Genomic DNA, 13,656 nt, shown 5'->3' with positions numbered 1-13,656 from the left:
TGGCGTGCCATTCATAAAAGCTTATTAATTTTCACTACGATTCCCAAAGAAATTGTGAATCCTCCCCAATTCCATTCAGGTCCACCACGGAACAGTCCACTGAATAATGAGGGTACAAGGCACTAACAGCAGCTGGGCCAGCCACGTTCCGCAAAACCGCGAGAACATCAGGAGCCCGTACATTTTGGTTAAGGAGGACATGCTTTCCTGGCCGTTCATCGCCCTGTCGGTGAGCAAAGCAATTTGCGGGTCGACCAGTAGTGTCATCAGTATGGTCGCGATCCCATTGACCAGCCCCGAAGACAGCGTTGCGGTCGTACTGTATTGGGGCATAAGGAAGGATGCGTTCAATGCGGCCAGCACGCCTACCGTGTATATAGCCGTTACGACAGTATTCAGCAGCAGCAATCTCTTGGGCACCCCGCCGATCCGCAGCCTGGAAATCATCTCCCAGGTCGGCGGCTTGAACTGCTTGCCTGCGTATTTCAGGTTGCGGATCGACACGGATTCGACAAACAGCCGCGGCAAGGAGCCTGTTACTTCGAGCCTTCCAATCAGCTTGGCCGATACACGGACCGCTGTCGGTATCAATAAGATCGCCAGCAATGTTCCCATGGAAGCTCCGGCGATAATAATATGAAGCTGCGCTTCCAGCGAATAGCCCGGCGTCTGCTTGGCATAGTCGATCACGCCGCCCAGCATCGTAGCCTGCATGAGATTCGATGTGCGGGAAATGAGTACGATCATGCCCGTCAGCGACAACGCAACGGCCAGCTTACCCATACGTACGCCTGCAAGCCGTACGCCGTAAGATTGTCAAGGCAGACGAAGGTTGTGAAACCTAACCTTTCTACTAAAAATAAAGCCATGCGTTTTCAGGGCTTTCCCTGCACTCCCGCATGGCTGCATTGCGTTCTGATTTCTTTTTCCCCCGCAAATCCGGACTTCACCTTACCCCGCTACATCCCGTTTTGTAAACAGCAGCCAGGAGATTCCATACATCACGATCCAGTAAAGGACCAGCATGGTAATCGAAAAGCCGAGCGTCATGCCCTTCACCAAAGGTGCATCCCCCAGCAGGTAAGGCGAAAGATCGGTATTCGCGAACAAAGTGTACTTTACCCAGCTGTATTTCAGCCCGGCCAGCATGAGTACGACGCCGTTAGCCGTAAACATCAGAAAAATGGATAGCCCGATCGCCAGAGAGCTGCTGCGGAAAACGGTGGAAATCATAAACGCTAACGTGACGAACATGAGCAAATCAACGAATTTGAGTCCATAGGCCTGAACGATTCTAGGAAAAGCTCCCGCATCTCCCGCCGCTCCCCCCATTCCGAATACAAGCAAGCCAACGAAATAGGAAAAAACGAACAAGGTGACCAATGCAGTTATCAAAAACAGGACTACGGAAACATATTTAGCTGCCAAAATTTTGGCCCGTGTTGCCGGGCGGATAAGCAGCAGCTTGATCGTGCCCCATGTAAACTCGGAAGCTACGCTGTCCCCGGCGACGATAACGGAAAACACGAATACGAGGAAGGAGAGCCCTGCCGTCATCGACATGAATGAAAGCGCACTGTTCATGCCGGATTCCATGACATACTTGAACATGACCGCATACAGAATAACGGTAAGAGCCAAAATGCCCAGCATGATCCAAGTGCGGACGCGGCTGTAAATTTTCATTTGTTCGTTTTGCACAAGACTGACAAAGCTAGACAATTTGATTCCCCCTCGTTACTTCCAGGAACTGATCCTCCAAAGATTTATTTTGCGTCCGAATGCCGTATACCCGGATACCGGCAGTAACGAGCCGCTTGTTCAGTTCGGCAATCTCGTCCCGCCCGCCGCTGCATCTTACCGTCAGAATGCCCTCGGTCAGGGGCCCGCCGCTTTCAGCAGAGGCAACGGCGACGCCTCCCCCGTCGCTGTCGTCCGGCCTCGGTCTAAGCGGCTGAGCGAATGCTGTGGTCACAGCCTTCACGGCCTGATCCCCTGCCAGCTCTGCCGCTACGTCCCGGGCTGCCTCGACGCGGTCTACTTCAATCTGCACTTCCAGACCGTCCTGCTGTGCCTGCATTTCCTTGAAAGAACGCACGTCCAGCAGCTTGCCGTTCTGAATAATCGCCACGCGGTCACACATCAGCTCCATCTCGGATAACAAGTGGCTGGACACGATAACGGCAAGCCCCTCATGCACGGTCAGCTGGCGCAAATAATCGCGCAGCTCCCGGATGCCTTCGGGATCAAGCCCATTGGTCGGCTCGTCCAGAATAAGCACAGACGGACGGTGCAAAATCGCTTGTGCGACACCTAACCGCTGACGCATGCCGAGGGAGTACGTTTTCACCTTATCATGAATGCGGTGCTCCAGCTTCACGAGAGCAATGACTTCGTTCAGTCGCTCCTCTGTAATGCCTGGAATCATCCGGGCAAAATGCTGCAAATTTTGATACCCGGTTAAAAATTTATAAAATTCCGGATTTTCCACGATCGCGCCGACGTGCATCATGGCCTGCTCGAATTGCGATTTGACGCTCAGGCCGTTGACGCGCACCTCGCCTTCGGTCATCGACATTAAACCGACGATCATCCGGATCGTCGTTGTTTTGCCGGCTCCGTTCGGTCCCAGAAAACCGAACACTTCCCCCGGAAGCACGTCGAAGGACAGGCGATCGACAATCGTTTTGGAGCCGATCCGTTTGGTCACATCTCTCAGCTGCACTACAGACATTGTATTCATTAGGCCTCCAGCATAGAAAAAGGATAGGGTAACTTTTCAGGAAAAGTATACCATATCCCTCTACTTAGACCAAACTACGCTATTCCTCTGTGTCTCCATTCAGGCTCGATTGCCGCTCCATCAGCTGCCTCAGCTTGGCTTCCGTGGTGGAAGCCGGTGCAGGGGTATAAATGCTGCACCTCACATCGGCACTCCCATGCACCTGCAGGGAAGTAAGCTGGAACAGCATTTTGCCGGCCTTCGCATGCCGGAATTCGATCAGCACCTCGGGAGAAGAGCTGACCCGGCTCTGCTCCCAAAGCGTTTGAAACTCGGGATGCAGGCCGCTCATCTCCTCCAAAAACTGCCCGTACCATTCATCCTCCACATACTGGCCGTAATAAGCCCGGAAGATCGCCAAAAAGCCGCTGGCAAAGTGCTGCCAATTGACGGCAAGCCGTTGAAATTCCTTTCTTGTAAACAGCAAGCGAATCATGTTCCGTTCCGATGCAGGGATCCGGTCAAAATCCAAAAACACATGCGAGGCCGCTTCGTTCCAACCGACGATCTGGCAGCGCCGATCGGAAATGATCGTAGGACAAACCTTGAGCTCCTGCAATATCTTTTGCAAGGAGGGGCTGATTTGGGGCTGCTCCTCATGCTGAAGACTGGCGGCCGGCCCCGCCTCCAGTGCAAGGGAATACAAATATTTCCGTTCATCGGCATTCAGCTGCAGCACCGCCGCTACGGCATCCAATACCGAGGCCGATACTTTGATGTCCCGTCCCTGCTCCAGCCATGTGTACCAGGTCGGGCTTACGCCCGCCAGCTGGGCTACCTCTTCACGTCTTAAGCCGGGGGTTCTCCTGCGGGCACCGACGGATAGTCCTACCGATTCCGGGCTCACCTTGGCCCGCCCCCCTTTTAGAAACTCCGATAAAGCTTGCAGCCTCGTTTGACGATTCATACTCAGATCACGCCCTTATCCACTTAAGGTAGTAGTCATTATACTATAATAAATAACAATCTTGTACTAGGATAAGATATGTGGAAAGATAAATGTATGACTTAGTTTTAGTACCTAGTCATATATTCTAATCGCCATTCGAGGAGGCTGCAACATGGAAAGAGTCGTTATTACCGGTATGGGCTTAATCAGTCCTCTAGGAAACGATGTGGATACCTTCTGGCAGCGGTTGACGCAGGGAGAGTCCGGCATCACGCTTCTTGATCACTTCGATACAACGCGCTACAAGGCTAAATTCGGCGGGATGGTGCGCGGCTTCGATGCCGAGGCCCGATTCGGACGCAAGGAATCGCGCCGTATGGACCGGTTCTGCCAATATGCGCTGGCTGCTGCAGAGCAGGCTTGGGAGAGCTCGGGACTTGAGCTTGATAAGCTGGACCGGGAGCGGCTCGGCGTCTATGTTGGCTCGGGCATCGGCGGCATCCAGACGCTGCTGGAGCAGGATGCCGTGCTTCGCGAGCGCGGACCGGAACGCGTCAGCCCTACGCTCGTGCCGATGATGATCTCCAACATGGCGGCAGCCATGATCAGCATCAAGTACGGCGCATACGGCCCAACCATGTCGCCGGTAACCGCTTGCTCCATTGGCAATACAGCTATTGGCGAAGCGTTCCGCTTGATTCGCCAAGGGATTGCCGATGTCGTCATAGCAGGAGGCTCGGAGGCTGCGGTGACGGAAATTTCGCTTGCCAGCTTCGGCAACGCGACAGCCGTCTCCACCCGCAATGAGGATCCTGTCGGGGCGAGCCGGCCGTTCGACGCCGGCCGGGACGGTTTTGTCATGGCGGAGGGAGCTGGCATCGTTATTCTCGAATCCCTCTCTCACGCCCGACGGAGAGAGGCCAAGGTGCTTGCGGAGGTGACGGGCTACGGGGCCAGCTCCGATGCGTATCATATGGTAGCGACGCATCCGGAAGGCATCGGTGCGTACCTCGCGATGAAAGCCGCGCTTGGAGAGGCGCATCTTCCGCCTGAAGCTGTCGATGTCATCAGCGCACATGCGACAAGCACCGAGCTCGGGGACCGCTCCGAGACGATGGCAATCAAGCGGTTGTTCGGAGAGCACGCTTACCGCATTCCTGTCACGGCGAACAAATCCATGACAGGTCATATGCTGGGAGCGGCGGGCGGAGTGGAGGCTATCGCTTTAGTCAAAAGCTTGCGCGAGGGCATCATCCCGCCAACGATAAATCAGGAGGTTCCGGATCCGCAGTGCGATCTGGATTATGTGCCGAATAAAGCGCGGCAGGCCCAGCTTCGAACCGGGATTTCCAATTCGTTCGGTTTCGGCGGACACAATGCCGTCATTGTGCTGCAGGCTTTTGAAGAGTAAATCAGGTCATAGCTTTCACGAAAAAAGGATGGAGCACCAGGTTAAACGGGTACCCATCCTTATTTTCACTTCTATGCGCCCGCGGCCGTCTCATAGTACTGGGCCAAGGTGACGATCATACTGCCCATCCGTTCTTCCTCCGGAGTCACCACACGCTCCACACCCTCGTCACGAAGTGCCTCTGCCGTGACCTTCCCGACAGCGACGGCGACGACTTTGTGCTGAAAGGCACTGAGCAGCGCCTCTGCCAGCCCTTGCTTGCGCGCATAACCCATCATATACCTTACCTGCGGCGTACTTGTGAAGGTTACGGCATCGACTTTGCCTGCCACGATTTCGGATAGCAAAGCATCCATCACTTCCAGATCAGGAGGGATATGCTCATAAGGCAGAATCTCGTAATAGTTCGCCTGCTGCTCCTTCAGCCACTGGACGAGGCGGGGCGCATGATCGCCATATAATTGAAGGGCGACGCGCTGACCGCTAACACTGCACGACTGCATCTCCCTCAATATGCCGACTGTCGTGCCATCCTCGGATTTAACTGTCGCTTCGAGCCCGAGTGTTTTTAAATAACGGAATGTTTTATAGCCTCTGGCCGCAATTTTGGTCTTCTTCAGCAATTCGACGAATGCCTCGCCAACGCCCATCTCTACCGCAGCTTGATACAAAATGTCCGTTCCCACCGATGTGGTCAGGATCACCCAATCCGCTCCTTGTTCGATCAGACGGGAAATTTCGGCTTGCACCTGCTCTTTCTCTACCGACACTGTTCCTTGGGCCGGCCGAAGCACAGGTATGCCTCCAAGTTTCTCTACAATCACACTCAGCTCAGCCGCTTTACGCGGTCCTGTGAGCGCAATACGTTTGCCTTCCAACCGTCTCATCCGATCCCTCCGATTTCAATGTCATCTATCCTAACATTTCTCTATGTACAGTACTATAGCTTACATTTTCGCATTTTACAACAGGAATTTGCTTATAATTTTCATAAAAAAGGCTTATATGTCGGGAGAAACACGAATAATAAGAGGTTTAAAATTATAAAATATTCGTGTTTCTGGCTGGATTTCTTGATGAAAATTCCATTTATAGTAATAAATCTCTTTTCTAATTAAAAATTGTGTTATATTTTATTACATAAACTTTTGAAAAGGACTTACTTATTTTAAAAAAATCATTACAGGAGCCGCCGGCCTCTCAAGGCTCCCCCCAAGAGAATTCGTCTGTCCTGCAAAACAGGCGAACCGGCGGCACTTGTAATGATTTCGTCGACATGCCGCAAATATTAGTGAATATCTCTTTTCTTAAAGCGTCCTCCCTTCACATCATGGATATTGCCTACGGCCAGAAACGCGGTCGGATCCAATTCCTCGACGATCGATTTCATTTTGGCTTCTTCCAGTCGGGTAATGACGCAGAAGATCACCTTTTTCTCACCGCCTGTAAATCCGCCTTCCCCGTTCAAATAAGTCACGCCGCGGCCTAAACGATCAATGATCGCCTCCCCTACGTCTTTGTATCTTTCGCTTATAATCCAAACCGATTTGGACTCGTCGAAGCCTTCGATTGTAATATCAATCATTTTAAAAGCGATATAGTAGGCAATCAGAGAATACATCGCGTGGTCCCAACCGAACACGAAGCCTGCGCTGCCAAGAATAAACAGATTGAAGAACATGACGATTTCACCGACAGAAAACGGTGATTTTTTGTTCACAAGTATCGCGATAATTTCCGTTCCATCCAACGAGCCTCCTGAACGGATAACCATGCCGACCCCGACGCCCAGAATGATGCCTCCGAACACGGCTGCAAGCAAAGGATCAATCGTTAACGGCGGGACCGGGTGAAGCATTGTTGTGCCGATTGACATCAAGGTAACGCTGAACAAGGTAGAGAGTGCGAAGGTTTTACCGATTTGTTTGTAGCCGAGGAAGAAGAAGGGCAGGTTGAGAAGGAACAAGAAAATACCAAGCGGCCAAGAGGACAAATGGGACAAAATAATTGATATCCCGACGACACCGCCGTCAATAATTGCGTTAGGAACCAGAAAAATTTCAAGACCGATGGACACAAAGCTGGAACCGAGCAGCAAGAAAATGGCGCGCTTGAGCAGCTTTAAGCGGGTTGCTCTGGAATGCTGTGGTGTAGGCGGTTCAAGTACTTTTTGTTCTACTTTCGCTGTCATGGACATCTCTCCCATCATTGATCAGGTTTATGAAATCAAACTCCGAAGCGAGCTCCCAGATGATCATATCCGTAGCAGACAGCTGCCCGCGGATAAACTCACAGGATTGCTCGAGTCCGGCCATCTCCAGCTGACGGATCAGCCCTTGCTTTCGTATAAGCAGACGCTCCAAATAATGCTCAATCTTAGACTTGCGGTATGTTTCCGCCATGTATACCTTTTCGCTCCTTTTTTCAAATAATTAGTTTATATATATTATATTGTATTCATTTGTATACAAAAAATCAAAAATTTTGTCATAAATGTTTTTTCCAGCTGGAGGACAAACTAATGCTATCCCCGGAAAAGGAGCTGTATTGTACATGAGAAAGATGATTTTCTTCCTATTATTCAGCGCCCTGTTTCTGTCCGTTACCGGATGCGGGAAGTCCAAGGAGCAGAGTAAAAATGCCAAAGCTCAAAGTCAAAAGCAGCAGAACAGCGACAATAAAGTCATCGATACTGCATTGCAGCAGCAGATGAAAATGTATAAGCAGCTGAAAAAAAGCCAATACGATCAAGCGGAAAAAATACGCCAGGCGGAAAAAAAGCAGCTGAAGAAGCTTCAGCAGGATCGTGTTAAGGTTCTTCAAAAAGTGTTGAAGCAGGAGCAGGATATCGAAAGCGGAAAGCAGCTGAATAAAATTCAAAAGCAGCAGAACGAGAAAAAAACGTCTCAGGAGGAGCAAACGGGGCAAGGCTCTACGAAACAGGGAAAGGAACAGGGACAAGGACAGCAAAAAGACCAGCATAAAGAAAAAGACAAAAAAAAAGAAAAGGATCAGAGCAAAAACAAAGATCAGAAAAAAGAAACGACCGGCGGAAATCAAAGCCAATCCTAGCCAGTTTATATGAAAACAGCGTTCCATCTGTTTGACCGGTACGCTGTTTTGGCATGTCTTACCTTGACCCGGCTGGAAAATAGCGGCTTTTTCCGTTAGTCTAATAGGAAGAAGCTTCAGCCTATTGTGAAAGGAGTGACATGTGAGTTTGCAGCCAATATTGGAAGTACATCACGTCACAGGCGGCTACAGCCGTCAGCAGCCGGTGCTGCATGATTTGAATTTTCATGTTCAGCCGGGAGAAATGGTCGGCTTAATCGGTTTGAACGGAGCAGGGAAAAGTACAACCATCAAGCATATTCTCGGACTGATGCAGCCGCATCAGGGAGAAATCCGCCTAAAGGGCAAACAGGCAGAGGAGGCAGGTCAAGCTTACCGCCAAACCTATGCATATGTTCCAGAAAGCCCGTTACTTTACGAGGAGTTAACTGTGCAGGAGCATCTCGAGATGGCGGCAAGAGCCTATGGGCTGAATCCGGCTGCCTTCGAGGCGAGAATGAAGCCCCTGCTTCGGCAATTTCAGATGGAGCCGTTTACCGGGCGATTGGCGTCCCATTTATCCAAAGGCATGCGGCAAAAGGTGATGATTATGTGCGCATTCCTGGTGCAGCCTGAGCTGTACATCATCGACGAGCCGTTCCTTGGTTTAGACCCGCTAAGTATGCGGTCCTTACTGGAATTGATGGTTACGGTGAAAAAGGAAGGCGCTTCAATCCTGATCAGCTCCCATATTCTTGCAACCATTGAACGGTACTGCGACCGGTTTCTGGTCATGCATCAGGGCAAGCTGATCGTATCCGGAACGGTAGCCGATCTGCGCACTGCAGCAGGCTTGCCTTCCTCCACACCCCTCGACGATGTGTTCTGCGACCTGGTTACAAAGGACGTGCAGCGCTAATGGCCGGGAAAGGGTTATACGAACAAAGGCAGGCGCACTTCGCCAAAGAAATTCGCCCTTATGTCCATTACGCTATTCAAGGCATTGCGATGACGGCTCTTATCGTTTTTTTTGCTGCTTCCATCGGCTATAAGCAGTTTCTTCAATGGGTGACGCCGGACTTTCCATGGAAGCCTGCCGCAGCCGGCTTCATGCTTCCTTTTCTGGCCCTGGGCCGGATACGCACCTACCTGCGTGAGGCGGATACGATCTTCCTGCTCCCGCAGCAGGAGGCCATGATGACATATATCGGTTCGGCGCGGCGCAAAGCGATGGTTTTTCAGTCCGCTGCCGTTACAGCGGCGTGGCTCGCCGTTTGGCCGGTTTACGCCAAAGTAACGGGCTCCGGTGCGGGAGCCTTCCTTGCTCTGCTGCTGGCCTGGGTGCTATTCAAGGCCGTGCTTCTGTACGGGAAGTGGACTGAGCAGCAGATGCAGGAAAGCCGGACACGCCTGGGCTGGTCCTTGCTTCGCTGGCTCTGGGCCGGAACCGCCGCTTATGCCCTCTTCAGCATGGGGCCTGCCTATGGTCTTTTGCTGCTGTCCATCGGCAGTCTCGTATATTTGGCTGCGCTGCGGCTGCCGCGGAAATTCACAGTGCACTGGAATTATTTAATCGAGCTGGAGCTTCGCCACCAAGCCAGCCTGTACCGGGTGTTGAACTGGTTTGTCGATGTGCCGCCGCTGCGGGCCAGAGCCAGAAACATAAAGGGCTTGCCCCGCATCAGCAGCCGGATTCCTTTTCAAAAACGGTTCAGCTACCATTACTTATACTCGTTGGTGTTCTTTCGCTCCGAGCTGCTCGGCATCCTATTCAGACTGCTTGTCATCGGCGTTCTCCTGATCGCGTTCATAACCAATGATTGGGCGCGCATCGTCATCTATGTTGTGTTCTCGCTTGCCGGCGCTTTGCAGCTCTCCGATTTGAAGCGGTATTACCGCGAGCATCTCTGGCACCGGATTTACCCGCTTCCTGAAGGCCTGAAAAAGCAGGCTGTCGGAACGGTCCGGTTTCTTGTTCATTTCATCGCATTACTTGTGCTGGCCGTGCCGCTTCTCCTCAATCCCGCATTTTCCGCTGCCTGGAGCCTCGGCCTCCTGCTGGCTTGCACGGCTGCATCCTGGCTGTATCACCGGTTTAAATAAGACAGAAGCAGACAAAAAGTCTGTTGCTTCGAGGGCGGTTGTCGTATAATGAAACGTGCAATGTTCAAATTCATCATACGAACAGGAAGGAATATGTTGTTATGCGACCCACTCCCGCCATCTCCAGAGCCGCCCGCTCTCGAAGCCATAGGAAGCTGAAAAGCGTCCGGTACTTATTGTATCTGCTGCTCGCTATAGCATTGATTTGTGTCGCCGTCTCCGTCTATGTAGGATGGCAGCTGACGCACCCGCAGCGTAAAGCGATTACCGAGGATCCTTCCCGCTATGAAGCTGCATTCGAGCCTGTCCAGTTCGACAGCCGAACGAAGGACGTTACGTTAAAGGGCTGGTTTCTGCCCAGCGCTTCCGATCCCGCCAAGCTGAATATTATTATGGCCCACGGCTACCGGGACAACCGGACCTATGCTGCAGGGGAGGCTTTGTCGCTCGCCAAGGCATTGACCCAGCAGGGCTTCAACGTGCTTATGTTCGACTTTCGGAATTCCGGCGAGTCCGGAGGCGATCTGACGACCGTAGGCTATCTGGAAAAGTTTGACCTGCTCGGAGCAATCGATTGGATGCAAGCCAATCATCCGGGCAAGCTCGCACTGCATGGCTTCTCGATGGGAGCCAGCTCAGCCTTGCTTGCAGCGGCGGAGGAGCCTGCCGTAGCAGGTATCGTCGCCGACAGTCCTTTTAACCACCTTACCCGTTATCTTGAGGACAATTTGCCGGTCTGGTCGCATCTGCCGAGGTTTCCGTTCACTCCGCTCATTCTCGGCATCTTGCCGCGGCTGACCGGTATTCAAACCGACGCTGTGGACGGGTTAAGTGCAGTTGACCGCATTTATCCGAGACCGATCTTGTTTATTCATAGCACGGATGACCATTCGATTCCTTATCAGAACAGCGAAGCGATGTGGGAGAAGCATAAGGACAAGTTCGAGCTGTGGAAAACATCCGGCGCCGATCATGCCCGATCTCACAAGGTATATCCGAAGCCGTACGAAGACAAGGTTATTGACTTTTATAACAGGCTGCTCGAGCCTTAAGCCAAAGTTCGGCATAGCGGCATAGCAGCAAAGCCTAAGAGACAGTATAAAAAACCTTCTGCCATGGTTGTGTTGTCACAACAAAGCGGAAGGTTTTTCCATTGGATTTTCACTGCACGCCCCCGATCCGACTCGATGAAGCTGAGCATGCCTAAGCTTCAAGCGCCATAAGTCCAAAATATATCCTGTCTGGGCACCAAACATTTGGGTGAGCCGCTCCTTCGCCTCTACCTCCGACTTACGGTAAGCTTGCTGAAGACCTGGATAGGCAAAGAGGATCCCTCCTTGGCCGATACCAGGCGAAGCGGCTCCTGCAAATAAGGAGGTCCAAAGCTGGTTTTAACCAAGACCGCCCCCGCCCTTTTTCCGCAGCTGCATGGTGATTCTGCCCTGATCGTCCTGATCAAAGGTCAGTTGATCCGATAACCGTTTAGCCAACAGCAGCCCCCTGCCCCGTTCCTCCAGCAGCAGCTCGTCAAAGCTGAGCTTCGGCAGCTCGGCCATCGCCGGGGCATCGCAGCCATACCCATGATTGGAGATCGTAATGACGATATCGTCGCCATTCAGCTCCATCCGAATCAAAATCTTGGCCTCCTCCGCTACCGCTCCCTCCTGCTTACCGGCACCGGACTCGCGCAGCTTCAATGTCGATTCGACTGCATTGACAACCAGCTCATGCACCGCAAAGCACAGCTTTCTGTACTGGGACACACCTGAATATTTAAGAAAGCTTTCCATCATCTCATCCGATAGATCTACCAATTGCTGACTAGGCGCACTTTCAACGGTCATCAAAATCATCGGGGTTGTCACTCCTCATTCTTTTTGCTGTTTCGCATTCAAATGCGAATACAGCCGCCTTATCGATGCCTATGCCGAGTCCCCCGTTGTGCAGCAGCTTGACCTGCTTGTCGTCTGCCTGCAGCACCCCGTAAGCAGCAGCGGATTCCATACGTCATGCATTACGGACATGTGAGTCTGCGCCCCTCTCGAGCTCACGGCCGCTCAGCCTTCGCATATGTTATTAATACAGTATGACAAGCCGCAGGCCTTGGCCTCCATGAATGAAGCGGAATAAACACCCAAAAAAGCCCGGCGCCTTCGGGATCGTTGACATAGGGCCAACCTTCCCCAAAGGGCCGGACTTTTCAATATTGGGGCATACGGCAGACACAGACGCACCCGTATGATTTTACTTATAAACCACTCTCTGGCCCGTACGCGACGATTCGTAAATATCCATCACCAGCCTGAAGGCTTTGTATCCTTCCGGTCCATCCAGCCAGAATGGTTTGTCCTCCAGCAGATGCGCATAGAAATCACGGATTTGATGCTCATGGCTCATGCCCCAGTAGGACTTTGCGCCAAGCGTATTTTTGACCGGCTCGGCCAAAACCGTGAGCTCGCCATTCTGATCCAGATACAGCGTGTCCCCCCGAAGGATCAGCGTACCGTTCTCGAACACCAGCTCCATCTCTACAGGTGAATTTTTCAAATAGGCATTCGTCGCATAAAAAATCGCTGTCACGCCATTCTTGAACTGAATGTGCGCGTGAGCCGTATCCTCTACCTCAATGACCCCCTCCAGGGCATCGGTGGAGATCGAACCTTTGATGCTTGCAATATCCCCTCCGAGCCATTGCAGCAAATCTACTGTGTGGATGGCCTGGTTAATCAGCACGCCGCCGCCCTCGGTCGCCCATTTGCCCTTCCATGGCGTTTCGTAATAAGCTGCACTGCGGTACCAGGTGACAATCCCCTTCATGCAGATCAGCTTGCCAAACTCCCCGCTATCCACGGCCGTCTTCATGCGAACGGAGGCCGGATTATAGCGATTCTGGAATATAACGCCCAATTGGACTTCCGGATGCTCCTTGGCTGCCTGCAGCATTGTCTGTGCCGCAGCCTTGTTCTCCGCCATCGGCTTCTCCGTCAGCACATGCTTGCCGGCCTTCAGCGCATCCACCGCCATCGGAGCATGCTGGTAATGCCCGGTACAAAGATGAACGACCTGAATGTCGTCACGCTTCAGCATTTCGTGATAATCGGTGTAGTAAGCACAGCCATATTCCGCTGCAGCCTTTTGCGCCAAGCTCTCATTCACGTCGACAACCGCTTTTAGTTCGGCTAATTCCAACTTGGCTAACGCTGTTAAATGCACTCCCGAAATGGAGCCGCAGCCGATAACTGCTGTTCCTAATGTTTTCACGGTTTCACCTGATTTCATAGAGTTTAGGCGCGTTCTATGTCGAAGGAAGCCTGTTTCGCTGCATCCCTTTTTATGAACACGCTATCAATTCATTTTTATAATGAGGTATAATAAAAACGAATTCCTTGCTTCAATTGCCTTAAATATTGCTTTTTTTGA

General features: G+C 51.9%; 14 protein-coding genes and 1 pseudogene. 5 read left to right on the top strand and 10 right to left on the bottom strand.

Annotation, left to right across the window (positions count from 1 at the left end):
- Positions 1 to 75 precede the first annotated feature (75 nt).
- From CF651_RS17065 to CF651_RS17050, 4 genes and pseudogenes are all read right to left on the bottom strand, one after another.
- Positions 76 to 801, bottom strand: a pseudogene (locus CF651_RS17065) (lipid II flippase Amj family protein); the annotation flags it as partial.
- A 150-nt stretch (positions 802 to 951) separates the two neighbouring features.
- Positions 952 to 1,722: an ABC transporter permease gene (locus CF651_RS17060; RefSeq protein WP_094016061.1), complete on the bottom strand. Its 771-nt coding sequence runs from the start codon at positions 1,720 to 1,722 to the stop codon at positions 952 to 954.
- Complete coding sequence (locus tag CF651_RS17055; protein WP_094016060.1) at positions 1,715 to 2,743, bottom strand: ABC transporter ATP-binding protein; 1,029 nt, start codon at positions 2,741 to 2,743, stop codon at positions 1,715 to 1,717. Before CF651_RS17055 ends, CF651_RS17060 begins: the two co-directional genes overlap by 8 nt.
- A gap of 79 nt (positions 2,744 to 2,822) precedes the next feature.
- Positions 2,823 to 3,689, bottom strand: coding sequence for a helix-turn-helix transcriptional regulator (locus tag CF651_RS17050; protein ID WP_094016059.1), 867 nt, complete (start codon positions 3,687 to 3,689; stop codon positions 2,823 to 2,825).
- Between the two features lie 154 nt (positions 3,690 to 3,843).
- Between CF651_RS17050 and fabF the strand changes: the two genes are divergently transcribed.
- Positions 3,844 to 5,082, top strand: a complete 1,239-nt coding sequence (gene fabF / locus CF651_RS17045) for a beta-ketoacyl-ACP synthase II (RefSeq protein ID WP_094016058.1) — start codon at positions 3,844 to 3,846, stop codon at positions 5,080 to 5,082.
- A 71-nt stretch (positions 5,083 to 5,153) separates the two neighbouring features.
- On the opposite strand, the gene CF651_RS17040 is transcribed toward fabF, so the two are convergent.
- The 3 genes from CF651_RS17040 to CF651_RS17030 all read right to left on the bottom strand — a co-directional run bounded on the left by CF651_RS17040 (position 5,154) and on the right by CF651_RS17030 (position 7,484).
- Entirely contained in the window at positions 5,154 to 5,969 is an 816-nt protein-coding gene (locus CF651_RS17040; protein WP_094016057.1) for a uroporphyrinogen-III synthase, read from the bottom strand.
- 401 nt (positions 5,970 to 6,370) lie between these two features.
- Positions 6,371 to 7,273: a YitT family protein gene (locus CF651_RS17035; RefSeq protein ID WP_245855970.1), complete on the bottom strand. Its 903-nt coding sequence runs from the start codon at positions 7,271 to 7,273 to the stop codon at positions 6,371 to 6,373.
- Entirely contained in the window at positions 7,242 to 7,484 is a 243-nt protein-coding gene (locus tag CF651_RS17030) for a hypothetical protein (RefSeq protein WP_094016055.1), read from the bottom strand. Before CF651_RS17030 ends, CF651_RS17035 begins: the two co-directional genes overlap by 32 nt.
- Positions 7,485 to 7,635: 151 nt before the next feature.
- On the opposite strand from CF651_RS17030, the gene CF651_RS17025 reads away from it, so the two are divergent.
- The 4 genes from CF651_RS17025 (at position 7,636) to CF651_RS17010 (ending at position 11,288) form a co-directional block, all read left to right on the top strand.
- On the top strand, positions 7,636 to 8,154 hold the full coding sequence (locus CF651_RS17025; protein WP_094016054.1) for a hypothetical protein: 519 nt from the start codon (positions 7,636 to 7,638) through the stop codon (positions 8,152 to 8,154).
- Positions 8,155 to 8,296: 142 nt separating this feature from the next.
- On the top strand, positions 8,297 to 9,052 hold the full coding sequence (locus CF651_RS17020; protein ID WP_281254482.1) for an ABC transporter ATP-binding protein: 756 nt from the start codon (positions 8,297 to 8,299) through the stop codon (positions 9,050 to 9,052).
- On the top strand, positions 9,052 to 10,236 hold the full coding sequence (locus CF651_RS17015; RefSeq protein WP_094016052.1) for an ABC transporter permease: 1,185 nt from the start codon (positions 9,052 to 9,054) through the stop codon (positions 10,234 to 10,236). The genes CF651_RS17020 and CF651_RS17015 overlap by 1 nt, the downstream gene beginning before the upstream one ends.
- A 101-nt stretch (positions 10,237 to 10,337) precedes the next feature.
- A complete protein-coding gene (locus CF651_RS17010; protein ID WP_094016051.1) occupies positions 10,338 to 11,288 on the top strand; it encodes an alpha/beta hydrolase in 951 nt (316 codons plus the stop codon).
- Positions 11,289 to 11,627: 339 nt separating this feature from the next.
- Here CF651_RS17010 and CF651_RS17005 read toward each other — a convergent pair whose 3' ends face one another.
- The 3 genes from CF651_RS17005 to CF651_RS17000 all read right to left on the bottom strand — a co-directional run bounded on the left by CF651_RS17005 (position 11,628) and on the right by CF651_RS17000 (position 13,497).
- A complete protein-coding gene (locus CF651_RS17005; RefSeq protein WP_094016050.1) occupies positions 11,628 to 12,089 on the bottom strand; it encodes an ATP-binding protein in 462 nt (153 codons plus the stop codon).
- Positions 12,070 to 12,240 (bottom strand): hypothetical protein, encoded by a 171-nt coding sequence (locus tag CF651_RS32325; protein WP_179232850.1) that lies wholly within the window; start codon positions 12,238 to 12,240, stop codon positions 12,070 to 12,072. The genes CF651_RS17005 and CF651_RS32325 overlap by 20 nt, the downstream gene beginning before the upstream one ends.
- 240 nt (positions 12,241 to 12,480) lie before the next feature.
- Positions 12,481 to 13,497: a Gfo/Idh/MocA family protein gene (locus CF651_RS17000; RefSeq protein ID WP_094016049.1), complete on the bottom strand. Its 1,017-nt coding sequence runs from the start codon at positions 13,495 to 13,497 to the stop codon at positions 12,481 to 12,483.
- Positions 13,498 to 13,656 lie beyond the last annotated feature (159 nt).

The organism is Paenibacillus rigui (assembly GCF_002234615.1).
Taxonomy (GTDB): Bacteria; Bacillota; Bacilli; order Paenibacillales; family NBRC-103111; genus Paenibacillus_S; species Paenibacillus_S rigui.
This window is presented reverse-complemented; position numbering and strand designations above follow the sequence as displayed.

Coding starts and splice junctions, on each gene's coding strand:
- CF651_RS17055 (WP_094016060.1), bottom strand. CDS start 2,743: ATGAATACAATGTCTGTAGTGCAGCTGAGAGATGTGACCAAACGGATC.
- CF651_RS17050 (WP_094016059.1), bottom strand. CDS start 3,689: ATGAATCGTCAAACGAGGCTGCAAGCTTTATCGGAGTTTCTAAAAGGG.
- fabF (WP_094016058.1), top strand. CDS start 3,844: ATGGAAAGAGTCGTTATTACCGGTATGGGCTTAATCAGTCCTCTAGGA.
- CF651_RS17040 (WP_094016057.1), bottom strand. CDS start 5,969: ATGAGACGGTTGGAAGGCAAACGTATTGCGCTCACAGGACCGCGTAAA.
- CF651_RS17035 (WP_245855970.1), bottom strand. CDS start 7,273: ATGACAGCGAAAGTAGAACAAAAAGTACTTGAACCGCCTACACCACAG.
- CF651_RS17030 (WP_094016055.1), bottom strand. CDS start 7,484: ATGGCGGAAACATACCGCAAGTCTAAGATTGAGCATTATTTGGAGCGT.
- CF651_RS17025 (WP_094016054.1), top strand. CDS start 7,636: ATGAGAAAGATGATTTTCTTCCTATTATTCAGCGCCCTGTTTCTGTCC.
- CF651_RS17015 (WP_094016052.1), top strand. CDS start 9,052: ATGGCCGGGAAAGGGTTATACGAACAAAGGCAGGCGCACTTCGCCAAA.
- CF651_RS17010 (WP_094016051.1), top strand. CDS start 10,338: ATGCGACCCACTCCCGCCATCTCCAGAGCCGCCCGCTCTCGAAGCCAT.
- CF651_RS17005 (WP_094016050.1), bottom strand. CDS start 12,089: ATGATTTTGATGACCGTTGAAAGTGCGCCTAGTCAGCAATTGGTAGAT.
- CF651_RS32325 (WP_179232850.1), bottom strand. CDS start 12,240: ATGGAATCCGCTGCTGCTTACGGGGTGCTGCAGGCAGACGACAAGCAG.